The sequence below is a fragment of the Burkholderia aenigmatica genome, assembly GCF_902499175.1.
GTDB classification, from domain to species: Bacteria; Pseudomonadota; Gammaproteobacteria; order Burkholderiales; family Burkholderiaceae; genus Burkholderia; species Burkholderia aenigmatica.
On sequence record NZ_CABVQC010000010.1, the window covers coordinates 73458 to 99840 of the forward strand.

Sequence of the window (26383 nt, forward strand, 5' to 3'; positions counted from 1 at the left end):
CGGCGTATGATCTGGGTTTTCGTCAGCCCGATCCAGGCACCCCCACCATGACCTCCGTCGACACTACCCCCGTCCTCGACCATGACAAGCTCGTTACCTTCATCGAGCGCAAGTGGAACGATGAAATCCTCCACGCGTTGACCGACTACATCGCGATCCCCGCGAAGAGCCCCGCATTCGACCCCGACTGGGCGAAGCGCGGCTATCTCGAGCGGGTGGTCACCGATGCCGCGCAGTGGGCCGAGCGGCAGCCCGTGAAGGGACTGAAGCTCGAAATCGTGCGCCTGCCGGGCCGCACGCCGGTGATCTTCTTCGAATCTCCCGCCACGCGTTCGGGCAGCACCGACACGATCCTGCTGTACGGCCACCTCGACAAGCAGCCCGAATTCGACGGCTGGCGCGCGGACCTCGGCCCGTGGACGCCGAAGTACGAGAACGGCAAGCTGTACGGCCGCGGCGGCGCGGACGACGGCTATGCGATCTACGCGAGCCTCGCCGCGCTCGGCGCGCTCGACGAGCAGGGCATCGAGCGGCCGCGCTGCGTCGGCCTGATCGAGACCTGCGAGGAGTCGGGCAGCTACGACCTGCTGCCGTACGTCGACGCGCTGCGCGACCGGCTCGGCCAGGTGTCGCTCGTCGTGTGCCTCGATTCGGGCGCCGGCAACTACGACCAGATGTGGCTCACCACGTCGCTGCGCGGGCTCGTGTCCGGCGACCTGCAGGTCGAGGTGCTCGAGGAAGGCGTGCACTCGGGCGTCTTCGGCGGCATCGCGCCGTCGAGCTTCCGCGTGATGCGCCAGTTGTTCGAGCGCCTCGAAGACGCGAAGAACGGCAACTTGCTGCCGGGCGTGTTCCATTGCGAGATTCCCGACAGCCGCGTGCGCGAAGCCGACGCGGCCGCGTCGATCCTCGGCGACGCCGTGTGGAAGGGGCTGCCGTGGGCGTGCGGCGCGGACGGCAAGCCGGTGCTGCCGACCACGACCGATCCGCGCGAGGCGCTGTTGAATTCGACGTGGCGTCCGTCGCTGTCGGTGACGGGCGCGGCCGGCATGCCGGCGCTGGCGGATGCGGGCAACGTGCTGCGTCCGCGCACCGCGTTCAAGCTGTCGCTGCGTCTGCCGCCGCTCGTCGACGCCGCGCAGGCCGTGCAGCAGCTGAAGGAACTGCTCGAACTCGATCCGCCGTACAACGCGAAGGTCACGTTCAAGCCGGACGCGGGCGCCGCGACCGGCTGGAGCGCACCGGATCTCGCGCCGTGGCTCGCGTCGTCGCTCGATGCCGCGTCGCGCCGCCACTTCGGCGCCGATTGCGCGTACATGGGCCTCGGCGGCACGATCCCGCTGATGAATGTGCTGCAGGAAGGATTCCCGTCCGCGCAGTTCATGGTGTGCGGCGTGCTCGGGCCGAAGTCGAACGCGCACGGTCCGAACGAATTCCTGCACGTGCCGTACGCGAAGAAGCTGACGGCGGCGGTCGCGGACGTGATCGCGACCGCGCGCTGAGCGTGACAACTGCCCGACCCGACTTGACGGAGCCTTGCCGATGACCGCACTGCCGACGCCCGATACCGAACCGCTGCGCATGCGCGCCGAACCGCTGCATGCATTCGTCGCGGCACTCTGGGAACGGGCGGGCAGCAGCGAGCGCGAAGCAACGCTCGTCGCCGATCATCTGGTCGGCGCGAATCTCGCGGGCCACGATTCGCACGGGATCGGGATGATTCCGAACTACGTCGCGTCGTGGCGGGAAGGGCAGTTGCAGTTGAACGGGCATGCGTCGATCGTCCGCGACGGCGGTGCGGTGCTGACGATCGACGGCGGGCGCGGCTTCGGCCAGGTGATCGCGTTCGAGGCGATGGTCGAGGGGATCGAGCGCGCGCGACGCATGGGCATCTGCGCGATCGGGCTGCGTGACGTGCATCACCTTGGCCGCATCGGGCACTGGGCCGAGCAGTGCGCGCGCTCGGGGCTCGTGTCGTTCCACTTCGTCAACGTGCCGGGCGACCTGCTGGTCGCGCCGCTGCACGGCACCGATCCGCGCTTCGGCACGAATCCGTTCTGCGCCGCGTATCCGCGTGCGGGCAGGCCGCCGCTGCTGCTCGATTTCGCGACGAGCGCGATCGCGTACGGCAAGACGCGCGTCGCGTACAACCAGGGCAAGCGCGTGCCGGCCGGGTCGCTGATCGATCATCGCGGCCAGCCGACCGACGATCCGGCCGTGATGCACGAGCAGCCGTTCGGCGCGCTGCTGCCGTTCGGGCTGCACAAGGGCTATGCGCTGGCGGCGATGTGCGAGATTTTCGGCGGCGCGCTCGTCGGCGGGCATACGACCTACGGCGACACGCTGCAGAAGACGAGCGCGATCGTCAACGGGATGCTGTCGGTGCTGATCGATCCGAACGCATTCGATGCGGCCGATGCCGAGCGCGAAGCCGATGCGTTCGTCGCCTGGGCGAAGGCGTCGCCGCAGGCCGGTGATGCGCCGGTGCAGGTACCCGGCGAACCGGAAGAGGCCAGCCGCGCGGCGCGCGGTGTCGGCGGCATCCCGGTCGACCGCGCGACGTGGCGGCAGATTCGCGAGAGCGCGGCGGCAGTCGGCTTCGACGACGCGGCGCTCGACACGTGGACGCGGCGCTGCACGGGGCGCGCATGAGCTGGCAGTCGGAGAAGGCGCACGGCGAGGAGATCGCGTATCAGCTCGCGCCGCTCGGCAACGTCACGGTTGTGCGGTTCTTCAGCGGTGCGGCGATGCGGCTCGATGGCGTGATGTTCGGCTTCATGTCGCGCGGGTCGCTGTTCCTGCGTGTGGATGACGTGAACCGTCCGGCGTTCGTCGCGGCGGGGATGGGGCCGTTCTCGTACGAGCGGCCGACGCGCACGGTTTCGCTCGACGGCTATTACGAAACGCCGGCCGACGTGCTCGAGGACGCCGGCGCGCTGTTCGACTGGTGCCGCAGCGCGTATCGCGCGGCGTTGCTGGCGGGGCCGCCGAAGCGCAAGGCGAGGGCGGTGGCGAAACCTGTGGCCGAAGGGAAGGCGGCGGGGGCACGGACTAAGAAGCCGGTGGCGAAATCGGTGGGGAGGCCGGTAGCGAAACCGGCGACGAAACCGACAGCGAAACCGGCGGCAAAACCAGCAGCGCAACCGACAGCGAAACCGACGGCGAAACCGGTGGCAAAGCCGACAGCGAAACCACCAGCAAAACCGGTAGTGAAACCAGCAGCAAAGTCGACAGCGAAACCGATAGCAAAGCCGGCACCGAAACCACCGGCGAAACGCAAGCAAACTTAATACCGATCGAGCGAAGCGACAGCTTCGCGCATTTCGTTTTCCTTTCTTTCGATCTCGAACGCCGGCCGATACGCATGGTGCGCGGCGCGTGATGCCCGGCGGCGCGCACCGCACAGGTGCGCAAAAACCTCCGGCTTGCCGCACCGCACATCCCCATGCTTCACAACGGCGGCCTCGGCGTTTATGATCGGCGCGGATCGCACCCGTGCCTGGCGCAACCCGTGCCGGCCTCGCCGCCGGCCCCGCGAACGGCGCATCGTACGCCGTGCGGGACGCTTCCCCACTCATCATTCCAGACGGAGACAGCCGATGCTCGTCCTGATTCTCGGTTTAGCGATCTTCCTCGGTGTGCACTCGATCCGGATCGTCGCGGACGGCTGGCGGTCGGCGACGATCGCGCGGATCGGCGAGAAACGCTGGAAGGGCCCCTATGCGATCGCGTCGATCGTCGGTTTCGTGCTGATCATCTGGGGGTACGGCATGGCGCGCCAGGGCGCGACGCTGCTGTGGGTGTCGCCGGTCGGTGTGCGCCACCTCACCGGCATGCTGACCGCGATCGCCTTCGTGCTGATCGCCGCCTCCTACGTGCCCGGCAACCGCATCAAGACGCTGGTCGGTCATCCGATGGTGGCCGGCGTGGCGGTGTGGGCGATCGCGCACCTGCTCGCGAACGGCACGCTGCACGCCGTCGTGCTGTTCGGTGCCTTCTTCGTGTGGTCGCTCGTCGATTTCGTCGTGTGGCGCGCGCGTGACCGCCGCGATGGCGTCCGCTATCCGGCGGGCAAGCTGTCGGGCGACGCCGTGGCGATCGTGGCCGGGCTCGTCGTGTGGGCCGTCTTCGCGCTGTTCCTGCACGGCTGGCTGATCGGCGTGCGGCCGTTCGGCTGAGCGGCCGAGAGGTTGGGCGATTGAGCGGCGGCACGCCGGCGTGCCGCTCGCTCGCCGAGGGTAACGGTCAGCGCAGCTTCGCGCTGGCCGTGTCGCCGAGTTGTGCCGGTTTGCGGCGCAGGAAGTACGCCGCGACGATCGCAAGCGCCGTCAATACCGTGAACCAGAACTGGAAGCGCGAATCCGGGTTGAACGCCTGCGAGCCGAGCACGGCGACCAGCGCCAGCAGTGCGATCCAGTTCGACACCGGATAAAACCACGCGCGGAACGCCTGCGGATCGCGTGGTGCGTGCTTCTCCTGCCGGCGCATCGCGAAGTGCGCGACGATGATGAAGATCCACACGATCATCACGAACGCGCCGCTGCTCTTCGCGAGCATCAGGAACAGGTCGCTGCCGCTCACGAAGTGAATGCCGAGGATCGACACGCAGATCGCCAGGCACAGCACGAGCGCGTTCATCGGCACGCCTTTCGCGTTGGTCCGGCCGAACATCGCGGGCGCGTGGCCGCGCTGGCTGAGCGAGAACAGCATGCGCGAGTTCGAGAACAGGAACGAATTCATCACCGACATGAACGACACGAACAGCACGATCTTCATCGCGACGGCCGCGCTCGTGAAGCCGGCCAAGCTGAACAGCGATACATACGGCGATTTCAGGTTGGCCTTGTCCGTCCACGACATGCACAGGATCAGGATCGACACCGAGCCGACGTAGAACACCATCACGCGCACGATCACGCTCTTGATCGCGCGGATCACGTTCTTGCTCGGGTTCTCGGATTCGCCCGCCGCGACGGCTGCGATTTCGCTGCCGCCGAGCGAGAAGATCACGACCATCACACCGGCGAGTACGGGCGAAATGCCGTTCGGCATGAAGCCGCCGTGATCCGTGAGATTCACGAGTCCGGGCGCGGGAATGCGCGGCTGGAAGCCGAGCAGGATCGATGCGCCGAGCGCCATGAACACGATGATCGTCGCGACCTTCGCAAACGACAGCCAGTATTCGGCCTCGCCGAACGAGCGGACCGAGTACGCGTTGCTCGCGATCAGCGTGACGAGCATGAACAGCGCGCCGGCCCACACGGGCAGCCACGGCAGGAAATCGTGGAGGATCGCGCCGAGCAGGATCGCCTCGACGGTGATCGTCATCATCGACTTGAACCAGTACAGCCAGCCGACCGCGAAGCCGGCCCATTCGCCGAGATAGCTGCTCGCGTAGGTGGAGAACGACCCGCTGTCGGGATTGCGGGATGCCATTTCGCCGAGCATGAACATGACCAGCGTCACGATCACGCCGCCGATCAGGTACGACAGGATCGCGGCGGGGCCGGCGGTCGCGATGATGGCGCCGGAGCCGACGAACAGGCCCGCGCCGATCACGCCGCCAAGCGCGATCATCGTGATGTGCCGTTGCTTGAGGCTCTGCCTCAACGAGTTGTCCTGCATCTCCTACCTCTTTTTATTGTTGGCCTGTCGGCCGGGAACGCATCGGGCGGTGCGTCGGCAGGCGTTCTGCCGCCGCACCGGGCGCCGATGGCGAGGGAGCGTGTGTGACGCGATGGGCGGGGCCGCCGGCGGTGAATCGGAATGGCGGCCGCGAAGTGCCGGTCGGTGCCCGCGAGCGGGCGATGACGACGGCAATCCCCGATTGTGGGCGGACACCGCCGTCACGGCAAACGAGATATGCGAAAGACGTCTTGCGGTTTGCTCATCAATTGCCGCTGCGGCGGCGGCAAGGGGCGTGCGTCAGATCGGCTTGACGAACAGCCCGACGGTCAGCACCGCGCCGATGCAGACGATCCCGATCCGCAGGATGCGTTCGTTCACGCGTTGCAGCGCCCACGTGCCGAGCAGCCCGCCGACGATCGCGCCGCCGCCGAGCGCAAGTGCCGAGCCCCAGTGCAGGTGCGGCGACGTCAGGAACAGCACGACGGCCGATGCGTTCATCACGCCCGCGAGCGCGTTCTTCGTCGACATCGCGTGACGCGGCGACAGGCCGGCCATCGTCAGCACGGCCATCATCAGGAAGCCGAGCCCGCCGCCGAAGTAGCCGCCGTAGATCGCGATCATGAACTGCGAGAGCGCCGCGGGGACGGTGCCGAGGTGGCCCGTGCCTTCGCTGGGCTTGCGGAAAAAGCTGCCCCACGCGAACACGATCGTTGCGAACAGCACGAGCCACGGCACGAGGCGCGAGAAGATCGACGACGGGGTTTTCAGCAACAGCAGCCCGCCGAGCGCACCGCCGACCACGCTGATGAAGAACAGCGTGCGAAACGACAGCTTGCCTACGCCGCGCACCATGTTGCGGCTCGCCCAGCCGGTCGTGACCTGCGCGGGAAACAGCGCGACCGTCGACGTGATGTTCGCCGCGAGCGGCGACATGCCCGACACGATCAGGGCGGGCAGCGTGACGAACGAGCCGCCGCCCGCGAGGGCGTTCTGCAGTCCGGCCCACAAGCCGGCGACGATGACGAGAGTGAGCATGGGGTGCAACGGGCGAGGTGGCGGGGCCCGCTTGCCGGAAGCGGGCAGGCGCGGTGGAGGCCCGATGATAATGCAGATCGCGATGGTCGGAAGCCGGCGCGGGTGCGCGGCCGTGCGGGCGACGTCACGCGTGCGGTGGCGTGCCGGCTTCCGGTGTGGCGGGGTCGTTTTCGACGTCCGGATAGACGATCGAGCCGTCGGGCCGGATGACCGCGCCGGCCGTGAGGCGCGCGGGTTCCACGCGGTTGCGGCCCATGATGTGCAGCACCGTTTCGCCGCGCGCGATCAGGTAGTCGGACACGATGCGCCGGTGGCAGCGCCACCACACCGCTTCCGAGCACATGATCGCGCAGCGCTGCCGATGCCCGTCTGCGATCAGCCGGTCGAGGCCGTCGCGAAACCCGGGTGATAGCGCGTAGTCGGCGTAGCGGTGAAAGCTCTGGTTGGTCCAGAAGTCGTTGACGTCGTCGGGCACGTCGTGCGACTTGCCGCGCAGGCCGCCGAGCTCGGCGATGTGTTCGTAGGCGATGCCGGTTGCAGCCAGCGCGTCCGGCAGCGTCGCTTCGTTGAATTGCGGATGGGTACGCGAACGCGTCATTTTGCGGATATCCGCGAGCAGCGCGATATCGACCGCGCCGAGCATGTCGACGAATTCGTCGAGCGTGCGGTTCGAATGGCCGATCGTATAGAACGGGAGCGTCATGCGTCGCCCTTGCCCGCGATGCGCTCGAGCACGCGGCCACGGTGCGCGGCGATGTGGTCGGTGCGGTCGCTCTTGATCTCGTACTGCGGATCGTCGGGCGATGCGCGATGGCGGTGGCCCTTGTAGTCGAAGTCCGTGGTGTGGATCGCGATGATCGTGCCGGTCACGTAGCCGGCCTCCGAATTCCACCGGACGTGGTCGCCCAACCTGAATGGTGTGGTCATGCAGGAGGCCCTCCTTGCGCGGTTGCGGTGTGCGTCGATCCTCGCGGCGCGTGTTGTCGTGCCGCGAGGATTGGCGTGTCCATTATCGGCCGCGACCGCCCATGGAAAAAGACACAGACGGTGGCGCGGCGCTGTGCTGCCGGCGCAATGGGCGTGCCGGCACACGGTCAACCTTTCATTTTGACGACGGCAGGGATTCGCTCGGCCGCGACGGCGCGCGCCTGTTGTGGGACAGCATGCGCTGGGCCGCGGCCGAGGTGCGCAAACTGCCGGCGCGTCACGGTTTCGACATCGGCTACCGGCCCGGCAGCCTGTGGGCGGCGGGGCGGCCGCGGCGCGTCGCGATGTGCGCGCAGGCCCGCGACGAAGCGGCCGAGCGCCGGGGCTACGACCGGCTGCGCGTGATCGGGCGTCACGAGAGGTCCGAATGGCCGGGCGGCACGCGCTACCTCACGCGGTTCCACGATCCGGAATCCGGCCACCTGAATCCGCAAAAGCTTGCGCTCCGGCCAGGGCAATGCCTGATTTAACGCTTCATTACGATGGACCTTCCGGAAAGGTGCTAGATTCGCCCATCGATATCTCGCAATCGGAGAGGGCAGACAGATGCTGAAGAAATTGGCAGGGATGGCCGTGGTGGTCGGTGCGGCGGCGGTGGCGTCGGTGCCGGCCGTGGCAGGCGACACGAACAACGCACTGGGCGGCGCGCTGGGTGGCGTTGCCGGCGCGGCGGTCGGCAACGCGGTTGGCGGCAGCACGGGCACCGTGATCGGCGGGGCAGTGGGTGGTGGCGCGGGCGGTGCGGTGACGTCGAACAAACGCGAACGCACGGGCGCGATCGTCGGCGGCGCACTGGGCGGCGGCGCAGGCGCCGCTGCGGGCAACGCGATGGGCGGCACGGCCGGCGGGCTCGTCGGCGCCGCCGTGGGCGGCGGTGCGGGCGCGGCGCTGGGCGGCCACGTGTCGCGCAACAACTCGCGTTCCAACGATCACCACCACGGCAACAAGCACAAGAAGCGCTACAAGCACGACTGACCGGCGGTTCCCCGGTGAGTGTCGACGGCGCCGGGGTGCCGTGCATGAATGGCGACGGAGGCGGTCAAGCGGTCAACCCGTCTTTCCGTCCCCGGTGATCAGCGAGTTGAGTACCAGATTCGAGATCGTGCGGTAAGCCGCGTCGAAATCGTCGTTTCCCAGCGCACGCTTGCCGAGCACCAGCAGCATCTGGGGGGCGAAATCCGCATACGCCTGCGTGGCCGCCCAGATCAGGAAGAACAGGTGCTCGGCATCGACCTGTCTGACCTTGCCTTCCTCGATCCAGCGTTCGAGCACCCTGATGTCGTCACGCAACACCGGAATCAGTTGTTTGCGGATTTCCTTTCCGTAGGTCCTGGCCCCGCCGATGATCTCCAGCGCAAACACCCGCGATCCATGCGGGCGATTTCTGGAGAATTCGAGTTTGGCCCGGATATAGGCCGACATGGCTTCCGCGGGCTCGCGATCGGGCGCCGCAAACTCCCGCATCCTGCCGAGCCAGTCCCGCAATACGTCGTCCAGCACGCGTTGGTAGAGCGCCAGCTTCGTGGGGAAGTAGTACATCAGGTTCTGCTTCGACAGGCCGGCGGCCGCTGCGATAGTCGCAACGGAACTCCCCTCGAATCCGTCAATGGCAAACGATTCTTCGGCAGCGGCGAGAATGGTCGCCTCGAGCGTGTCGCGCAGCGCTTCGCGCCGGCCGTGAGGCCGGCCGGGCGTTCCTGCAGTCGGCTCGGACGGGTGCCTCACGATGTTTCCTCCAGCATGTCGGACCAGCGTCGTCGCCCGCTCAACGCGTGCCTGCTTCAGGATAGGTGATGCGTTCGGGCGCGCGCTGCATGATGACCTTCCCGGCACGGAGCGACAGGCGAACCTTGGCCTGTGTGCGAACCACTTCATAGTCGCAATCCGCGTCGAGGATCAGCAGATTGGCCGGCCGCCCGACCGCGATGCCATAGCGATCGCCCAGGGACATCGCATCGGCGCTGTGCTCCGTCACGAAGTCGAGGCATCGCTGCAGGTCTTCGTAGCCGAGCATGTGGCACACGTGCAGGCCGACGTCGAGGATACGCAGGATATTGCCGTTGCCGATGGGATACCACGGATCCTTGATCGAATCCTGTCCGAAGCACACGTTGATGCCGGCGCGATCGAGTTCCGCGACACGCGTAATGCCGCGCCGTTTCGGGAAGGTGTCGAAACGCCCCTGCAGGTGGATGCTTTCGGTCGGACACGAAACAAAATGGATTTCCGACCGCTTCAGCAATCGGAAAAGCTTCGAGCAGTAGGCGTTGTCGTAGGAACCCATCGCGGTCGTGTGGCTGGCCGTGACGCGCGTGCCCATCCCGCGAACCCGCGCTTCCTCGGCAAGCACCTCCAGGAAGCGCGATTGCGGATCGTCGGTTTCGTCGCAATGAACGTCGACCAGGCAGTCCTTGCGCTCCGCGAGCTCCATCAGGAACTTGATGGAGCTCACGCCCTGGTCGCGCGTGTTCTCGAAATGCGGAATGCCGCCGACGACGTCGGCCCCCATGTCGATCGCGCGCTCCATCAGCGCACGTCCGTTCTCGAACGACTCGATGCCTTCCTGAGGGAAGGCGACGATCTGCAGATCGATGAGATCGCGCGCTTCGTCCCTGACCTCGAGCATCGCCTGCAACGCGGCAAGCGTGTGATCGGTGACGTCCACGTGCGTGCGCACGTGCTGGATGCCGTTGTCGCGCAACATCCCGATCGTGGTGTGGGCGCGGGCTTTCGTATCCTCATGGGTAATGGTGGCCTTGCGCTGGCCCCACCGCTCGATACCTTCGAACAGCGTGCCGCTCATGTTCCACTCGGGTTCGCCCGCGGTCAGTGTCGCATCCAGGTGGATATGCGGCTCGACCAGCGGCGGGATGACGAGATTGCTGCCCGCATCGATGACGTCGTCCCCTTGTGACGTCAGCGGCGACGGCTGGAGGTCGATGCCGCGAATCGTGCCCGCATCGATGTCGATCGTGAAGAGGCCGCTACGGCCGCGCAATCTGGCGTTGATGATTTTCATGAGTATTCCTGTGGTTCGGGGGAGCGGGAGGGCGCGCAGCGGAATCAATCACCCTGAACGGACGGCTCGCGCGCGAACGCGCGGGCAATCTGCAGCAGCACGACGTAGGCGGCCGCGGACGCCGCGATGCCGACGATCGGCGCGATCCACGGCGAGGTATAGGCGAGTCCGGCGCCGATTGCATACGCGGCCAGGCCGACCAGGTTGAAGCGCGGAAGGCGGGCGGTGGCAAGCGACGGGTATTGCCCTCGATGGCGGTACCAGTAGTCCGCCATGATCACGCCGCCGACCGGCGGAATGATCGAGCCCAGCAGCACCAGGAACGGAATCAGCAACTCGTACATCCCGCCGACCGCGAGCACGATGCCGATCGCCGCGCCCACGAGTACGAGCGTGCGGCGCCGTTCGGTGCGCAGCAGATGGCATCCGGCGGCCGCCACGTTGTACATCGTCGGCCCCTGGATGGTCCAGAGATTGAGGCACAGCATCACGACCGCCGCGATCGACAGGCCCTGCAGCATCATCACCTCGACGATGTCGGCTTGCTGATAGACGATCGCGCAGTATGCGCCCGCGATGATCATCAGGCCGTTGCCCGCGAAGAATCCGATCATGCTGGCCGAGACGGCGCTGCGCGCGCTGCGTGCGAGGCGGGTCCAGTTGGTTGCCTGGGTCGCGCCGCTGGCGAAGGTACCGATGACCATGGTCACGGCGGCCGAGAACTGCATCGGATGAGACGGCGCGATATGCGTGAGGCCGGCCCACCCGCCGATATCGCGGGTGGCGATCCACATCGACGTCATCAGGAGCACGAACATCAACGGCACGGAGACGCGCGACAGCACATCCATGCCGCGATAGCCGATGATGGCCGTGATGGAAAATCCGAAGCCGAAGAGGATCATCAGCGGCGTGGTCACGGAGGCCGGCCAACCCAACAGCTTGACCAAGACGATCGCCACCGTCGCGGTTCCCCATGCGTACCAGCCGAGTTCGGCGAAGCCCAGCAGGAAATCGGACAGCTTGCTGCCGACTTCCCCGAAGCAGAATCGCCCCATCAGTACCGCATTCAGGCCGCTGCGGGCGGCAATCAGCGCAAGCGATGCCGCATAGGCGGCGAGCAACAGGTTTCCGATGACGGCGATCTGGATCATGCTGACGACGTCGAAGGCGACACCGATCTTGCCGCCGGCAAACATCGTTCCCGTGAAGAACGTGAAACTCAACAACACCATCGTGATGGACAGGAATCCGGTGCGTTTCTCGAGCGGGACTTCGCTCAGCGAGAATTCTCCGTGATCCGATTCGTCCATCGGGCTTGCATCCCGGTTCGTAGGCATCTTGTCTCCCGTCAGCGATTGGGTTGGGTCTGAAAGGGGTTACGGGGGCCGTGCTTGGATGGGTGACGCGCTGTTTCAGCGGGTCATTCTCTCAGTTCAAAATTTTTACAAGGGTAAAAATTTCGTCCGAGTGGATGGCAGGAACATTCACCGGGCCCGTGCGGTTCACGCGCGCGGCGTTTCGGGTATCGGCCGGTCCGGCGCGCGTCATGCCGCGGGCGGGCCGCATGTCGAGCCGATGTTTCCGGTTTCTGCACCATGGGCAACGCAGGTACGTGCGGCTGGCGGCAGGCCGGCCGACCCGTCCGACAACGGCGATCGAGGATGGAAGCACGAACCCGCCAGACCTGGACGCCATCGATCTTCGCGGTTTTCACGGACGTCGAATTCGGCGCTGGCTGAGTCTGCCTAGGCTGCGAATCTTCAGCTAACCAGACTAACGGCGCAGCGTTGATTCGTCAGACCGATACGCCGTTTTTTTGCTCGCTTGCTTCCGTGAAATTGCCGTGCTAATTTTTCATGAAATTTCTCGGCGAAAATTTCACGGGAGTCCGCATGTTCGCGCAGTCCGACCGCCACGTCGCAAGCTACTACGCCGGCACCTATCCGGCGCCGATCCCGCATCGTCCGGAACTGGACGAACGCATCGACGCTGACGTGCTCGTCGTCGGCGCGGGTTTCAGCGGGCTGCATACGGCGTTGCGTCTCGCGCTTGCCGGCAAGCGCGTCGTCGTGCTCGAAGCGAGTCGCGTCGCGTGGGCCGCGTCGGGCCGCAACGGCGGACAGGCGCTGCTCGGCTGGTCGTGCGACATGCAGCCGCTCGAGGATTCGCTCGGCCGCGACGGCGCGCGCCTGCTGTGGGACAGCATGCGCTGGGCCGCGGCCGAGGTGCGAGAACTGCCCGTTCGGCATGGTTTCGACATCGACTACCGGCCCGGCAGCCTGTGGGCGGCGGTGCGGCCGCGGCGCATCGCGATGCTCGAACAGGCCCGCGACGAGGCAGCCGAGCGCTGGGGCTACGATCGGCTGCGCGTGATCGGCCGTGACGAGATGCCCGAATGGATCGGCGGCACGCGCTATCTCGCGGCGCTGCACGATCCGGAAGCCGGCCACCTGAATCCGCTGAAGCTCGCGCTCGGCCTCGCGCAGACGATCGAGCGCGCGGGCGGCCGCATCTTCGAGCAGAGCCGCGTGCTCGACTGCCGCGAGGCGGCCGGCGGTCACATTGCCCGCACGGCGCGCGGCGAAGTGCGCGCGGACGTGCTTGTGCTGGCCTGCAACGCGTACGTCGACCGGCTCGATCGCGATCTCGCGCGCCGGTTGCTGCCGGTCGGCACGTACCAGGTCGCGACCGCGCCGCTCGCGCCCGACGTCGCCCGTGCGCTGCTGCCGCAGAACAGTTGCGTGATCGACAACCAGTTCGTGCCCGACTACTTCCGCTTGAGCCCCGACCACCGGCTGCTGTTCGGCGGCGGCTGCACGTATCTCGGCGGCATCCCGGCCGATATCGCGGCAGCGACGCGCCCGCACCTCGAACGCGTGTTCCCGCAACTGGCCGGCGTGCCGCTCGACTACGCGTGGGGCGGCCATATCGATATCAGCATGCGCCGCACGCCGGACATTGGCCGCCACGGGCAGCGCTTCTGGCTGCAGGGTTTCTCGGGGCACGGCGTGCTGCCGACGCTCGCCGGTGCGCGCGCGGTGGCCGACGCGGTGCTCGGCGACGAACGCCTGCTCGCGCAGTACCAGCGCATCCGCAACCCGCGCTTCCCCGGCGGCGACCGGCTCGCCGCGCCGCTGGAAGCGATCGGCAAGGCCTGGTACCGTCTGCGCGATACCGTCTGACTGCACCGGAACCCACCATGAACGAACAGGAAGAGATAGAAAGCCTGGCCATCCTGATCCGCGACCTGCGCAAGCATCGCAAGGTCACGCTCAACGATCTCGCGGAACGGATCGGCCGCTCGGTCGGCTTTCTGTCGCAGGTCGAGCGCGGGCTGTCGCGCCCGACGGTGGCGGATCTCACCGCGATCGGCGAGGCGCTCGGCGTGCCGACCACCTATTTCTACAGCCTGAGCAAGCCGCGCAGCGTGCCGTGGGTCACGCGGCCCGACGAGCGGCGCACCGTGTATTACGCGGCCGGCATTACCGACATCCTCGTGTCGCCGAACATGCGCTCGCGCTTCTCGATTCTCGAAAGCCATCTCGCGCCGGGCGCGAGCAGCGGCGAGCGGCCCGTCGACGATAGCGACGAGCAGGGCGGCTTCGTGCTCGAAGGCGAACTGACGATCTGGATCGACGGCGACGATATGCCCATCACGCTCGGCCCGAACGACGCGTTCCAGCTTCCCGCGCACAAGCGCTTTCGCTATGCCAACCTGACCGACGCGCCGACGCGCGTGATCTGGGTATTCACCTGAGTAGTCGGCGGGGCGGGCGGTGATGCAGGCCGCCGCGCCACGCAGCCTGTTTGCAGTACTGATTTAAATGCGGCGCTCGCGGTCCGGCGTGCCGCGTGAATCCGGTTCGCCGCGCTGCGGCACCGCCATACAAGACATGGAAAGGATGAGACATGGCTGACGTCGTTCCCGCGCTGGTCGATGAAGTCCGCGCATTCCGGCAGGCGTACCCCGAGATCCGTTATGTCGACCTGATCTGCCTCGACCTGCCCGGACATTTCTACGGCAAGCGCTACCCGATCGATGCGCTCGAAAAGGTGGCGGCCGGCTCGCTGCTGAAGCTGCCGCAGAACTGCATCCTGCTCGGCACGCAGGGCGGGCTCTACAAGATCGGCGACTACTGTTTCAACGACGGCGACCCGGATGCCGTGCGCCGGCTGATCCCCGGCACGCTGAAGCCGGTGACCTGGGAGAAGCAGCCGCTCGGGCAGATGCTGATCACGACGGACGGCACCGACGCGCCGGTCGAGTTCGAGCCGCGCGAGGTGCTCGCGCGCGTGCTGAAGCGGCTCGCGCGGCGCGGCATCCGGCCGGTCGTCGCGTTCGAGCTCGAGTTCTACCTGTTCGACGCACAGCTCGAGGAGGGGATGCCGAAGTATCCGCGCGACCGCCTGTCCGACGATCGCGACGATCAGCCGAACATGCATATCGAGCGGCTGTCGCGCTTCTCCGACGTGCTGCACGAGATGGTCGACGTCGCCTGCAAGCAGGGGGTCGACGCGACCGTGATCACCGCCGAGCTCGGGCCGGGCCAGTTCGAGATCAACTTCGGCCATTGCGACGACGGGCTGCGCGCGGCCGACTGGTCGGCGATGTTCTGCCGCAGCACGCGCGGCGTTGCGTTGCAGCACGGCTATCGCGCGAGCTTCATGGGCAAGCCGTACCTGCATGCGCCGGGCAGCGGGATGCACGTGCACGTGAGCCTCTACGACGATGCAGGGCGCAACCTGCTTGCGGCGGACGGGCAGCGGCCGCTGCGGCACGCGGTGGCCGGATGCCTCGCGCTGCTGCCGCATTGCATGCCCGTGTTCGCGCCGAATCACAACGCGTTCCGGCGTTACGGTTCGATGGTGAACGCGGCGAGCCGCGCGAGCTGGGGCTTCGAGGATCGCGATGCGTGCATCCGGATTCCCGAGTCGGATGCGCGCAACCTGCGGATCGAGCACCGGCTCGCGAGTGCGGACGCGAACCCGTATCTGGTGCTCGCGGCGATTCTCACCGGGATGGAGCACGGGCTCGATGCGAGGATCGAGCCGATCGCGCCGCTCAACGAGGATCGCGGCAGCGGGATCGATTTTCCGAAGGAGATGCTGTCGGCCGTCGCGGCGATGCAGGACCATGCGGCCGTGCGCGAAGGGCTCGGCAGCGAGTTCGTGATGGTGTATTGCGAGAACAAGCGGCAGGAGGAGCTGGATTTCCGCAATGAGATTGGCGCGCGGGAGTATCGGTGGTTTTTGTGATCGGTGACGGGGCGGCGGTTCCTGTGCGGTTGCGTGTTTGATAAGCTGCGGCGTACACGGCGGCCGGTTCCGGTTCCGCCGCGGGCGACCGGCTGCCCCGACGCGCAGCGGATGGGCAGATTCGGATCCCGGCTTCGCTCGATAATCAAAAAGAGAGGGCCCCGTGACGACCGATCACCGAGATACCGAACCGCCGTCCACGCGCGTCGATGAAGTCGTGAGTGAGCATGCCGGGCCACCGGCCGGCACGCCGCGTCTCCCGGCCGTGTTGCTGTGGGTGTCCGGCATTCCGCTCTGGGGGCTGCTGGCAGCCGCCGTGATATGCGTGTCGCGGATCGATCGCGACCTGTCGGTCATTGTGTTCATGGGTGCGCTGATCTTCCTCAGCGAGGTCGGCATCGCGCTGTATGCCGTGGTCGCCGTCGTGCTGCTGGCCTACGCAGTGAGTCGCAAGCCATGGCGTGCCCCGCGATTTGCGTGGGCGTTCTGGCTACAGGTGCTGCTGTTGGTTCTGGCCATAGCGCTGATTGCCACGTTCAAGATCGACGATTACCAACGCAATCACCCGGACCCTCGGGAGGCGGCCCGCGGTCAGCAGATCAATGACGACTATGCCCGCATGGCAGCCGCATTGCGCACCGACGATGCAGTCGCGTTTCGGCAGGCGTTTGCCGACTGTGCGGACGATTGCGATCGCGCGACATGGGTGAGCGAGGCGGTCCGCAAGACGGCGCCGCGCAGCCTCGCGGTCACGCTCGAAGGCGTCAGGCATGCGAGCGAGGTACGCCTGGGCGGGAGCGAACTGCAGACGTTCTGCAAGGACGGGGTGGCTTATGTGATGCCGCCCGACATCGCGCTGCGCGTCGGCTTTCGAAACGTGCCGGCGATCACGGCCCAGTTCCTGCCGTTGTGGGGCCCCGACGAGCGGAGCGCCGCGCTGCAAGGCGCTGTCATGAGCGGGTCGATCGCACTGATGAACCAGCTCGTTGCGCTGGGTGTCGATCCGCAGCATCTGCAAGGCGACAGCCGCTTCGAGAGTCTGTATGCGAGCGCGGCCGCGGGCGCGGCAATCGCATCGGTCGACTGGCTGGCCAATGCAGGCGTCACGCTCCATGCCGCGGAAGATGTGGACGAGGTCTGGGCTTGGTTCGCGGAGTGGACCGACGCGAATCTGCCGGAAATCGCTCGCAAGGGCGCGGAAGCGTGGCTCGTCGCATCCGCGAAGATACCGATGGATGGCGCGGCGGCGCAGAATCGTATCGCACCGCTCGAGCGGGCGGTGTATGTCGGTACACCGGTACTCGTGCAGGTGTTGTTGCAACACGGATATCGCGTTGCCGATCTGGCGCCGGAATATCGGGCGCGTTTCGATGCGATGCAGGACCCGATCCATCATCCTCACAAGCCAGTACCGGATTCCGTGTGCGACGACGACGCGAACTGATCGCCGCCGTCGAGTGACCCCTCGGGTGCTTATCGGTCCCGCGCGGGCGTCATCGGCAGGCCCGCTCCCCACGCGCTCGCGAGCGCTTCGATTTCGGCGACCGGATCGGCCTGCCGGGCGGGTTCGTGCGTGTCGTTGCCGAACAACCGCTGCGCGAAGTCGCGTGCGCGCAGCGTGATTGCCGCGGTTTTCGGGCTGCGCCGCAGCGTGAACGCTGCGAGCGCAGCGTCGAGGTCGCGGACGTTGCCGTTTCCGTTCCCGTGTTCATCGAGGCAGCGCGCGAGATGCCACGCGTCCTCGAGCGCCTGGCATGCGCCCTGTCCGGAGGTGGGGAGCGGTGCGTGCGCGGCATCGCCGATCAACAGCACATTGCCGCGGTGCCACACGTCCACCGGGTCGAGATCGTGCACGCGGATCTTCGCGATCGTGCCCGGTGGCGTCGCGCGCATCACGTCCGCGATGGGCGCCGGCCAGCCGTCGAAGAGCCGTTCCAGCAGCGGGCCCGGATCGTCCGGCGCCGCGTCGTCGTGGTCGCTATCGTCGAATTCGGCCTCGGCCCGGGCCGCCGCCCAGTACATGCGATGCGGGTCCAGCGCGACGATGCCGAATCGTTCGCGCCGGCTCCAGTAGTCGAATATCGATACGTCGTCGACGAGCGGCACATCGCTCTGCGCGACGCCGATCCAGTTGACGAAGCCCTGGTAGACGGGTGTGGCGTTGCCGACCACATGGCGTCGCGCGATGGAGTTCATGCGGCCGTCCGCGCCGATCACGAGGTCGGGGGCGATCGTCGCGCCGTTGTCGAAGCGAACGACCGCGCGACCGTCGGTGCCGGTGTCGATGGCCGTCGCGCAGTGGCCGAAGCAGACTTCGATGTCGTGCGCGGCGACGTGCCGGGCCAGCACGGCCTGCAGGTCGCGCCGCAGGATCGAGCGCGTCGGGAAACCCATGCGGCGGTCGAGCGTGCCGATGTCGACGCGCTTGAACGGGGCGCCGTCACGGTCCATGCACCGCATCGCGCGCAGGTGGCCGCTGACCGCGACGATGTCCGGCAGGAGGCCGAGTTGCTCGAGCACGAAGCCGGCATTCGGCCAGAGCACGACGCCCGCGCCCATCGTCGTCTCGGACGGCCTGCGTTCGTAGAGCCGTATCCGGTGCCCCTGCCCGGCAAGCGCAAGCGCGGTGCTCATGCCGGCCACGCCGGCGCCGAGAATGGCGATATCCATGTTGATGCTCCCGTAGGTTCGTGCGTGCGCTCGCGTCGGCGCGGGTTCGTGCGTCGGCGGCCACGCTTGACTGGATCCGCATCGTAAATTACGGTCTCGAACGGGATAAGCCGTGAAAAACGGCGAGCTTTGATACCTGAAACGGGATAATGATGCGCAGCAAGCTGGATCTGAACGCGGTGCGCGTGTTCGTGTCGGTCGTCGACGAAGGCAGCTTCGCCGGTGCCGCGCGCGTGCTGTCGATACCCGGTTCCAACGTGAGCCGCCATGTGGCGCAACTGGAGTCGCGGCTCGGCGTGCGTCTGCTGGAGCGCAGCACGCGGCACCTGCGCATGACGGAGGCCGGGCGCCTGCTGCACGAGCGAGCGAAGCCGATGCTCGACGCGCTGACGCTCGCCGAGTTCGAACTGACCTCGCAGCAGACGGAGCTGCGCGGCCTGCTGAAGCTCTGCGTGCCCGGTGAAATCGGGCCGCGCATGCTCGGGCCGATCGTCGCGGAATTCGCCAGCCGGCATCCGCGTGTCGAAATCGATTGCGATACGAGCCTCGCAGGCGTATCGACGCTGCGCGACGAGTTCGACCTGTCGATCATCGTCAATCGCGGCAAGCTCGACGACAGCACGTTCGTCGTCAGGCCGCTCGTGAACTTGCCGAGCGTCGTCGTGGCCGCGCCGTCGCTGATCGAACGCACGGGCATGCCGACCCGGACGGAGCAGCTCAGGCAACTGCCGTGCATCACGACGTTGAGCACGCTGAAAGGGCAGCCGTGGCAGTTCGCCGACGGCGACGGGCGGGTTCACAAGATTCCGGTCGCGAGCCGGTATCGCGTCAACAGCGGCGAGATGGCGGGGCTGGCGGCGGTGAACGGGATCGGCTTCGCGATTCTCGTCGAACGCGGGTGCGCGGCCGAGCTGGCCGCCGGGCGGCTGGTGCGCGTGCCGCTGGAGATGGCGCCGGCGCCGCTCGAACTGCTGGCCGCTTATTCGAGCCGCAATTCCGTCAACGCGAAGATCCGCGAGCTGCTGCAGTTGATGCAGGCGCGTTTGGCGGCGGCAGGGGCGATGCCGTCATGACGATCATTTCGGCAATGCGCGCCAGTAGCGCACTTCGTCGATGGGCGCACCGTCGATCTCGAACGTCTTGATGTCGTCTTCGGCGACGAAACCTTCGCGTTCGTAGAACGCCCGTGCGCGGCGGTTCTTGACGAGTACCCAGAGCGACACCCACGCATGGCCCGCGTCATGCAGCGCATCGCAGGCATGGTCGACCAGTGCCGCGCCGACGCCTTGCCCGCAATGCGTCGGATGCAGATAGATCGCTTCGATTTCGCCCCAGGTGCGGTCCTTGTCGGTGTCGCGCGTCGGGCCGTAGGCGATCCAGCCTGTCGGCCCGCTTTCCGAGAACGCGAGTGCGACATGCGGCCGTCCTGCGTCGAGCGCGTGACGCCACGAAGCGGTGCGCTTCTCGACCGACAGGCCGGCGAGGAACGGGGCCGGCATGATACCCGGATAGGTGGCCTGCCACGACGCGACGTGGATCGCGGCGATGGCCGGGGCATCGGCGGGCGTAGCAGGGCGGATGTCGATTTTCATCAGGTTCGCTGGTCGGCGCCGTAAAGAGAATAGAACCGATACGGCAGGTCGCCCAGTTCGCTTTCGACGCGCTCGTACTGGCCAAGCGACTGGAGCCACGTGAGAAAGGTGGCCTCGGTCATGAACGATTGCAACGTGTCGACGACTGCTTCGCGCTGCGCGGGATGAATGAAGTCAAACGTTGCGGTGTTGCGGCCGGGCGAGCCGGTCAGGCAGCGGGATCCCTGCCAGTCGATCCGCGGGTAGTCGGTGGGGCTGAATGCCGACGGATGCCGGATACGGCCGGAGAGCAGGTCGTTCGCACCGACACACCAGAGCATGAGCTGCGCGCGCCAGAGCGGATCGTCGATGCCCAGCACCGAGGTCAGCCACGCGTGGATGTCCGATGCTTCCAGGTATTTGATGCACAGGAACATCGACGACGAAAATTGTCCGCTCGCATGGAACCAGTCTCCGCTACCGGATGAGGGTTCGTGAGCGTGATTGAAGCATGCGGCCGTATCGAGTGCGCCCGATGGCCAGCATCGGGCCTCCATCAGGCATTGCCCGAGCGTGTCGAGCACATCGCGGCGGAACCCCGGGTACGGTTCGGGCGAGATGCGATCGGGGTGCTGCGAAACGAACCCGGTGATCAACCACTCCAGCAATGCGTGGTGCTGCCCATCGTGGCTGCGCGCGGTCAGGTGCGCCAGCAAGTAGTGGTACCACCGCTGCCATTCGTCGCTCAGGCCGAACGACATCGTGCCGACGACGATTTCTTCGAGCGGCGTGTCGAGTTCTGCGATGTCGATCGATTGCAGATCGCCTTGCAACACGGCGAATAGCCGTCGCGGTTCTCCCATGAACCACGCTTCGCCCATCGGCTTGTCCGGGCGCGGAAATGCCGATCGCAGTCTGGCCAACGCGAAAGGGGAACACCCGCTTTCGGGGATCCATCGAAACGGGGCGGACTGAGTACGCATCAAGAAGCCATGAAGTCGTCACGCGTTGCTGCCGGATTCATTTCGCCGGATCCAGGCTGCCGTCGATCGAAAAACGGTAGTTGATGTCCACCTGCGATGCATCGCCCGGTGCGGCGGTTTTCTTCAGCACGAATTCGAACGCAGGCTCGAACCAGCCGTTGCGCGGGACTTCTCCGCCGAGGATGTCGACCTGATACCAGCCGTTGTCGATCTCGATCACGGGCCTGCCCGGTTCGCGGTAACGCGCAAGCAGTGCGTTGACCGTTGCGTCGTTGAAGCGTTCGAGAATCCGCCACGTGTAGAGCATGATCGAACGATGTTCGACGCGCAGCACGTACCCGCCACGCCGATGCTGCAGGCGGCTTCCCGTCTTCAGCAGTTCGGGTGTTGCGTCATCGAGCGTGAAGATCACCGTGTACGGATGGTTCTCGATGCCGGCCAGCGGAATGACGACGCCTTCCAGCACGGCGCGGTCGCCGCTGTCGCTCGTCGTGAACGCCGTCGCGACGTCGTTCGACAGTCCGTGCTGCTCCTGGTAGCGCTTCAGCAGCAGGAGATCGCCGACGAGAAAATAGTCGACCAGATCGTTGAGGACTTCCGGGAATTCATGTCGCATTGCCGCTCCTTTCGCGGTGCCGACGCGCGGGGATCGCAAGGGCATGAAGCGCCGCGTCGCGAAACGCTTCGCGGCGCGGCACGCGCGAAGCCCTTAGTCGCCGAGCTTCGACGCCACGCAACCGGTGCTCGTGCACTCGCGCTCCCGCTCGCGCAGGAACGACAGCCGCGACTGCGTCATGTCGGTCGCGCACTGGAGATCGACGAGGTAGCCGTTGTTGCGCGTCTCGCTGCACTGCGCGTCGCGCTGCCTCAGCCACGCGAGCTGGCCGGCCTTCAGCGTCGCCTGCTGGTCGCTGCTCAGTTGCTTGCGCAGGCGGCCGTACTCGTCGTTGAGGTCGCGGTCGGATTGCGAGAATTGCGTGCTGCTGCAGTACACCTGGTCGAACGCGCTGTGCGGCTTCGCACAGCCGGCCGCGTGCGCGGCGAACGGAACGGCAAGCGCGAGCAGGGCGCAGGATGCGAGCAGATTCTTCATTTTCATGGTGATGCTCCTGACTGGGTGAAAACCGTTGGGCCCGACGGGCGTCATCGTCGTTTATTTCGGCGCGGTGCACGCGTCGATGCCGCCGGCGATCGCGGTGGACAGCTTCTGGATCGTCTCGCGACGCGCAAGCCGCGCTTCCTCGTCCGGATTGACGATCACGCCGGCCTCGACGAGCACGGCCGGAATCGGCGCGGTGCGCAGCACGACGAGATCGTCGAAGCGGTGGATGCCGAGTTGCGGGTCGATCAACGGGCGATTCTCGCCGCGGATCGGCTGCGCGTGATACAGCGACGGCCGTTCGCCGGCCGCCACCAGCCGCTCGGCGATCGCCTTTGCGCAACGCAGGCTTTCCGCATAGTGCGGATTGCGTTCCGACACGAACACCGAGAAGCCGCGGAATTCGCGCTGCCGGCCCGCGTCGATGAACTGCTGCTGCATCGAGTCGTGATGGATCGACACGAACAGGTTCGCGTCGGGTGCCTGCGTCGAACGCTGGTCGAGTGCGATCTCGCGGCCGTCGGCCGACGTGCGCAGCACGCGGTCGCCATGCGCGGCGAGTTTTTCGGCGACCGCCGCGGACAGATCGAGGTTGTACAGGTATTCGACGCGGCCGCTCGCGCCGGTGGAGCCCGGGTGCGCCGGCGTATGGCCGGTGTCGACGACGATGTAGCGCCCGGCGGCGGGCGTGGTGCCGGCGGGGGCTGCGGTGTCGGCCGCATGCAGTGCCAGCGGCGCGCCGAGCAGCGGGGCGCAGGCGAGCATGCGCGCGGCGGCGCGCGCGAACGGGCGAAGGCGTCGGATGGTTCGGTTCGTCATTGTTGTTGTCGAGGCGGGCATACGGCGCGTCGGACGGCGCGGCACCATCGGCCTGCTCAATGCAGTCGGAATGTCGCGCGATTATAGCGGGTGGCGGTGCCGCCGCAATGACGGATGACGGCCGTCAGGCCAGCACGCGTCGGGCGGCGAGCATGCCCCAGTACGACGCTTCCTCGAACAGCGACAGCCCGGACAGGTCCGCATGCGCAAACACGACGGGGCCATCGGCATCGCGCAGCGCGAGCAGCCCCGGCCGGCTCAGGAAGCCGACGTCGGGCGTCGCCATCGCGTGGCCGCGCACGGTGATCTCGAGCGCCGTCGCGTGTTTCCACAGGTCGCGCCCGTAGACGGCCTGCAGGTCGATCGCCGCCTGTTCGCGCAACGCATCGGGCTTCGCCTGCGCGAGCCAGCGGCGCGTGTCGTCCGGCGCTTGCGTGCTCAACGCCTGGTACGCGGAGAACACCGAGCGCGTCGGCGGCGACATGCGGATCAACTGGTGCGTCGACACGACATAGCCGAGCCCCGCGCCGTCGTAGACGACGTTGTCCCACGCGAGCGGCACGCCCGCTGCTTCGGCCGGCATGCCGTCGAGCAGGAAGTTGGACACGAGCCACGGCGCGCGTGGCGGCAGGTCGCGCGCGGGGTCGAAGCCATACGCGCCGAGCTGCGGAAACACGCGCGCCGCGACGAACAGCGGCATCGCGCAGACGACGCGTCGCGCCTTCAGCGTGAACGTCGACAGCGCGCCGTCGTCGCCGATGCGCGCGCACAGCACGTCGACGCCGCTCGCGCGCTCGGTCGCGCGCACCGCGAAGCCGTCGCGCGACCACGCGTTCGAACCGGTACGCGCGGTGATCGAATCGGTGAGCTTGGTCACCATCGTGTGCAGCCCGTCGGGCCAGGTCAGCACCGCGCCGTCGCTCGCGTCGCCCGCGTGGCCGCCGCGCGACGAGAAATAGTGCAGGCCGGCCCACGCGGACACGTGCTCGTATCCGGCGCCGTAGTCGTCGCGGCAGCAGTAGTTCAGATACCAGTGCAGGGCCTTCGCGGTGTAGCCCTCGTCGAGCAGCCACTGACGGAGCGAGCGCCGGTCGAGCGCGCGCCAGCGCGGGTCGTGCGACGATTCCGCGATCGGGATGCAGAACACCTTGCGGCCATCGGCGCCGCGCGCGGTGCGCAGCGTGTCCGTGTACGCGAAGAAGCGTGCCTGTTGCGCGAGCGCGTCGGCGCCGAGGCCGGCCGTCGGCACGATGCCGTCCCGCCACTGCCCGGCGATGAAGAGCCGTTCGTCGGGCGCATGGACGAGCACGCGCTCGTCGTACACCGGGCGCGCCGAGAACGGCGCCGATTCGATCACGCCGAGATCGGCGAGCATGTCGCGCAGATGCGTGGATTCGAGCGACGGCAGCGGCAGGTAGTGCGCGCCTTTCGGATAACCGAGATCACCGAAGCGGCCGCCGGCCGCGTTGCCGCCGAATTCGGGGCCCGCGAGCACCGTGAAGTGCCGGTGCCCGGCGCGCGCGAGCTGCCATGCGCACGACAGCCCGGCGGCGCCCGCGCCGAGGATCGCGACGTCGGTCTCGAGCGTGCCGGACGGCGGCGGCAGTGTCGCATGGTCGCGCAGCGCATGGCCTTCGCGCATGCCGGGGTAGCCGACCTGCGGCGTCGTCTCGATCCAGCCGGTGCGCCCGCAGGCGGCGAGCGACGCGGCCGCCGACGCGACGAGGAACGTGCGGCGGTCCATCAGCGCAGCACGTGCTTCCAGTCGTCGTCGAAACGGCGCACGAGCGGCTGGTCGTTGAGTTCGTTCGGCGACATCGGCAGCGCCGGCATGTCGGCCGGGAAGTGGAACATCTCGGCGGCCGTCTGCGCGTCGAGCCAGCGCGTGGGCACCGAGTAGTGCGTCGGCACCGTGAAGTCGCGGCGCTTGCCGGCGATCACGAAACCCCAGTCGCCGAACGACGGCACGTAGCAGTGGTACGGCCACGTGTTGAGCCCGGCTTCGTGCAGCGTCGCGATGATGGTCCAGTACGCGTGCGGCGCGAAGTACGGCGAGGTCGACTGGATCACCGCGTAGCCGTTCTCCGACAGGTGGCGCGCGAGCAGCCGGAACACCGGCACGGAATACAGCCGGCCGAGCCCGAAGTTGGTCGGGTCGGGGAAGTCGACGACGATCGCGTCGTACACGTCGGCGTTCGATTCGAGCCAGCGCACCGCATCGTCGTTGATCACGTGCACGCGCGGGTCCTTCAACGAGCCCTGGTTCAGCTTGACGAGCGGCGCGGACGTGGAAAACAGCTTCGTCATCGCGGGATCGAGATCGACGAGCGTGATCTGTTCGAGGTTGCGGTGCTTGAGCAGCTCGCGCACCGCGAGGCCATCGCCGCCGCCGAGCACGAGCACGCGCTTCGCCCACGGCAGCGCCTCGATCGTCGGGTGGATCAGCGCCTCGTGATAGCGGTGCTCGTCGCGCGACGAGAACTGCAGGTTGCCGTTCAGGTACAGCCGCATGTCGTCGTGCCACTGCGTGAGCACGATGCGCTGGTACGGCGTCGTTTCCGAATAGATCGTCTCGTCGCCGTACACGCCGTGTTCGGCCCAGTGCGTGATGCGATCCGACAGCGCGAAGCCGGCGATGAGCAGCCCGATCACGAGCGACGCGCGCATCAGCTTGCCGCGCACGTTGCGGATCTCGTCGCGGAACAGGTGCGTCGTCCACAGCGCGACGAACGCGTTCAGGAGCCCGAACAGGAAGCTGGTGCGCAGCAGGCCGAGGCGCGGCGCGAGCACGAGCGGGAAGATCAGCGATACGGCGAGCGAGCCGAGATAGTCGAAGGTCAGCACTTCGCTGACGGTATGGCGGAACGCCTGGCGACGCTGCTGGAACGCGCGCATCACGAGCGGGATCTCCATCCCGATCAGCATGCCGAGCGCCAGCACGAGCGCATAGAGCGCCGCGCGGAACGGCGCGGCGAGCCAGGCGAACACCGCGAACAGCAGCGCGGCCGACACGCCGCCGAGCAGGCCGACCAGCAGCTCGATGTCGACGAAGCGGTCGAGCACGTCGTCGTCCTCGACGAACTTCGCGAGCCACGAACCGATCCCCATCGCGAACAGGTAGCAGCCGATCACCGACGAGAACTGCAGGATCGAATCGCCGAGCAGGTAGCTGGACAGCGCGCTGCTGATCAGTTCGTAGCCCAGCCCGCACGACGCGAGCACGAGAATCGACAGGACGAGCGCGCGCTTATGCAGCATGGTGCGTCCGTTGTGCAGCGGTCGGCAATGTGGATATACTGGCGCGGAATTTTGA

Annotated in this window: 25 protein-coding genes and 1 pseudogene; 11 read left to right on the forward strand and 15 right to left on the reverse strand. The window is 67.1% G+C overall.

The annotated features are described in order from the left end of the window. Nucleotides 1-47: 47 nt before the first annotated feature. The 4 genes from BDO18943_RS09815 to BDO18943_RS09830 all read left to right on the forward strand — a co-directional run bounded on the left by BDO18943_RS09815 (nucleotide 48) and on the right by BDO18943_RS09830 (nucleotide 4178). Complete coding sequence (locus tag BDO18943_RS09815) at nucleotides 48-1502, forward strand: M20 family metallopeptidase (RefSeq protein WP_043180066.1); 1455 nt, start codon at nucleotides 48-50, stop codon at nucleotides 1500-1502. A gap of 40 nt (nucleotides 1503-1542) precedes the next feature. Further along, nucleotides 1543-2652 carry a malate/lactate/ureidoglycolate dehydrogenase gene (locus tag BDO18943_RS09820; protein ID WP_175022120.1) on the forward strand — a complete coding sequence of 370 codons (1110 nt, stop codon included), beginning with the start codon at nucleotides 1543-1545 and terminating at the stop codon, nucleotides 2650-2652. Then, nucleotides 2649-3290, forward strand: a complete 642-nt coding sequence (locus tag BDO18943_RS09825; protein WP_175022182.1) for a TfoX/Sxy family protein — start codon at nucleotides 2649-2651, stop codon at nucleotides 3288-3290. The genes BDO18943_RS09820 and BDO18943_RS09825 overlap by 4 nt, the downstream gene beginning before the upstream one ends. Nucleotides 3291-3599: 309 nt before the next feature. Next, nucleotides 3600-4178 (forward strand): NnrU family protein, encoded by a 579-nt coding sequence (locus tag BDO18943_RS09830; protein ID WP_175022121.1) that lies wholly within the window; start codon nucleotides 3600-3602, stop codon nucleotides 4176-4178. Between the two features lie 67 nt (nucleotides 4179-4245). On the opposite strand, the gene BDO18943_RS09835 is transcribed toward BDO18943_RS09830, so the two are convergent. The 4 genes from BDO18943_RS09835 to BDO18943_RS09850 all read right to left on the reverse strand — a co-directional run bounded on the left by BDO18943_RS09835 (nucleotide 4246) and on the right by BDO18943_RS09850 (nucleotide 7590). Further along, a complete protein-coding gene (locus BDO18943_RS09835) occupies nucleotides 4246-5625 on the reverse strand; it encodes an amino acid permease (RefSeq protein ID WP_175022122.1) in 1380 nt (459 codons plus the stop codon). Nucleotides 5626-5925: 300 nt separating this feature from the next. Continuing rightward, complete coding sequence (locus BDO18943_RS09840; protein ID WP_175022123.1) at nucleotides 5926-6663, reverse strand: sulfite exporter TauE/SafE family protein; 738 nt, start codon at nucleotides 6661-6663, stop codon at nucleotides 5926-5928. A gap of 124 nt (nucleotides 6664-6787) precedes the next feature. Then, nucleotides 6788-7366 carry a DUF488 domain-containing protein gene (locus BDO18943_RS09845; RefSeq protein ID WP_175022124.1) on the reverse strand — a complete coding sequence of 193 codons (579 nt, stop codon included), beginning with the start codon at nucleotides 7364-7366 and terminating at the stop codon, nucleotides 6788-6790. Then, nucleotides 7363-7590 carry a hypervirulence associated TUDOR domain-containing protein gene (locus tag BDO18943_RS09850; protein ID WP_175022125.1) on the reverse strand — a complete coding sequence of 76 codons (228 nt, stop codon included), beginning with the start codon at nucleotides 7588-7590 and terminating at the stop codon, nucleotides 7363-7365. The genes BDO18943_RS09845 and BDO18943_RS09850 overlap by 4 nt, the downstream gene beginning before the upstream one ends. Nucleotides 7591-7784: 194 nt before the next feature. Here BDO18943_RS09850 and BDO18943_RS09855 point away from each other — a divergent pair. Further along, nucleotides 7785-8114 (forward strand): annotated as a pseudogene (locus tag BDO18943_RS09855) (FAD-dependent oxidoreductase); the annotation flags it as partial. 82 nt (nucleotides 8115-8196) lie between these two features. Next, nucleotides 8197-8625: a hypothetical protein gene (locus BDO18943_RS09860; protein WP_175022126.1), complete on the forward strand. Its 429-nt coding sequence runs from the start codon at nucleotides 8197-8199 to the stop codon at nucleotides 8623-8625. 72 nt (nucleotides 8626-8697) lie between these two features. On the opposite strand, the gene BDO18943_RS09865 is transcribed toward BDO18943_RS09860, so the two are convergent. From BDO18943_RS09865 to codB, 3 genes are read right to left on the reverse strand one after another with little or no spacing between them, the layout of a single operon-like run. Then, nucleotides 8698-9375, reverse strand: coding sequence for a TetR/AcrR family transcriptional regulator (locus BDO18943_RS09865; RefSeq protein WP_175022127.1), 678 nt, complete (start codon nucleotides 9373-9375; stop codon nucleotides 8698-8700). A 40-nt stretch (nucleotides 9376-9415) separates the two neighbouring features. Further along, nucleotides 9416-10669, reverse strand: a complete 1254-nt coding sequence (gene codA / locus BDO18943_RS09870; protein ID WP_175022128.1) for a cytosine deaminase — start codon at nucleotides 10667-10669, stop codon at nucleotides 9416-9418. Between the two features lie 44 nt (nucleotides 10670-10713). Beyond that, a complete protein-coding gene (gene codB, locus BDO18943_RS09875; protein WP_374101831.1) occupies nucleotides 10714-12009 on the reverse strand; it encodes a cytosine permease in 1296 nt (431 codons plus the stop codon). Between the two features lie 555 nt (nucleotides 12010-12564). Here codB and BDO18943_RS09880 point away from each other — a divergent pair. From BDO18943_RS09880 to BDO18943_RS09895, 4 genes are all read left to right on the forward strand, one after another. Continuing rightward, nucleotides 12565-13854, forward strand: a complete 1290-nt coding sequence (locus BDO18943_RS09880) for an NAD(P)/FAD-dependent oxidoreductase (RefSeq protein WP_175022129.1) — start codon at nucleotides 12565-12567, stop codon at nucleotides 13852-13854. Nucleotides 13855-13871: 17 nt separating this feature from the next. After that, entirely contained in the window at nucleotides 13872-14429 is a 558-nt protein-coding gene (locus tag BDO18943_RS09885) for a helix-turn-helix domain-containing protein (RefSeq protein WP_111018628.1), read from the forward strand. A gap of 152 nt (nucleotides 14430-14581) precedes the next feature. Then, complete coding sequence (locus tag BDO18943_RS09890) at nucleotides 14582-15928, forward strand: glutamine synthetase family protein (RefSeq protein ID WP_043180034.1); 1347 nt, start codon at nucleotides 14582-14584, stop codon at nucleotides 15926-15928. A gap of 364 nt (nucleotides 15929-16292) precedes the next feature. After that, nucleotides 16293-17372 carry a hypothetical protein gene (locus BDO18943_RS09895; protein WP_175022130.1) on the forward strand — a complete coding sequence of 360 codons (1080 nt, stop codon included), beginning with the start codon at nucleotides 16293-16295 and terminating at the stop codon, nucleotides 17370-17372. Between the two features lie 29 nt (nucleotides 17373-17401). Here BDO18943_RS09895 and BDO18943_RS09900 read toward each other — a convergent pair whose 3' ends face one another. Continuing rightward, nucleotides 17402-18598 carry an FAD-dependent oxidoreductase gene (locus BDO18943_RS09900; protein WP_175022131.1) on the reverse strand — a complete coding sequence of 399 codons (1197 nt, stop codon included), beginning with the start codon at nucleotides 18596-18598 and terminating at the stop codon, nucleotides 17402-17404. A gap of 152 nt (nucleotides 18599-18750) precedes the next feature. On the opposite strand from BDO18943_RS09900, the gene BDO18943_RS09905 reads away from it, so the two are divergent. Further along, entirely contained in the window at nucleotides 18751-19671 is a 921-nt protein-coding gene (locus BDO18943_RS09905) for a LysR family transcriptional regulator (protein WP_175022132.1), read from the forward strand. A 3-nt stretch (nucleotides 19672-19674) separates the two neighbouring features. On the opposite strand, the gene BDO18943_RS09910 is transcribed toward BDO18943_RS09905, so the two are convergent. The 7 genes from BDO18943_RS09910 to BDO18943_RS09940 form a co-directional block, all read right to left on the reverse strand. Continuing rightward, entirely contained in the window at nucleotides 19675-20190 is a 516-nt protein-coding gene (locus tag BDO18943_RS09910) for a GNAT family N-acetyltransferase (RefSeq protein ID WP_175022133.1), read from the reverse strand. Beyond that, nucleotides 20190-21032 carry a hypothetical protein gene (locus BDO18943_RS09915; protein WP_175022134.1) on the reverse strand — a complete coding sequence of 281 codons (843 nt, stop codon included), beginning with the start codon at nucleotides 21030-21032 and terminating at the stop codon, nucleotides 20190-20192. Before BDO18943_RS09915 ends, BDO18943_RS09910 begins: the two co-directional genes overlap by 1 nt. Nucleotides 21033-21189: 157 nt before the next feature. Continuing rightward, on the reverse strand, nucleotides 21190-21768 hold the full coding sequence (locus BDO18943_RS09920) for a hypothetical protein (RefSeq protein WP_175022135.1): 579 nt from the start codon (nucleotides 21766-21768) through the stop codon (nucleotides 21190-21192). A gap of 93 nt (nucleotides 21769-21861) precedes the next feature. Then, the gene (locus tag BDO18943_RS09925) at nucleotides 21862-22251 is read right to left on the reverse strand and encodes a lysozyme inhibitor LprI family protein (RefSeq protein WP_175022136.1); all 390 of its coding nucleotides are present in this window, start codon (nucleotides 22249-22251) and stop codon (nucleotides 21862-21864) included. 54 nt (nucleotides 22252-22305) lie between these two features. Beyond that, entirely contained in the window at nucleotides 22306-23070 is a 765-nt protein-coding gene (locus BDO18943_RS09930; protein ID WP_089452254.1) for an N-acetylmuramoyl-L-alanine amidase family protein, read from the reverse strand. Nucleotides 23071-23194: 124 nt separating this feature from the next. Continuing rightward, on the reverse strand, nucleotides 23195-24814 hold the full coding sequence (locus BDO18943_RS09935) for an NAD(P)-binding protein (RefSeq protein WP_175022137.1): 1620 nt from the start codon (nucleotides 24812-24814) through the stop codon (nucleotides 23195-23197). Further along, nucleotides 24814-26328, reverse strand: a complete 1515-nt coding sequence (locus tag BDO18943_RS09940) for a polyamine aminopropyltransferase (RefSeq protein WP_089452256.1) — start codon at nucleotides 26326-26328, stop codon at nucleotides 24814-24816. The genes BDO18943_RS09935 and BDO18943_RS09940 overlap by 1 nt, the downstream gene beginning before the upstream one ends. Nucleotides 26329-26383: the final 55 nt, after the last annotated feature.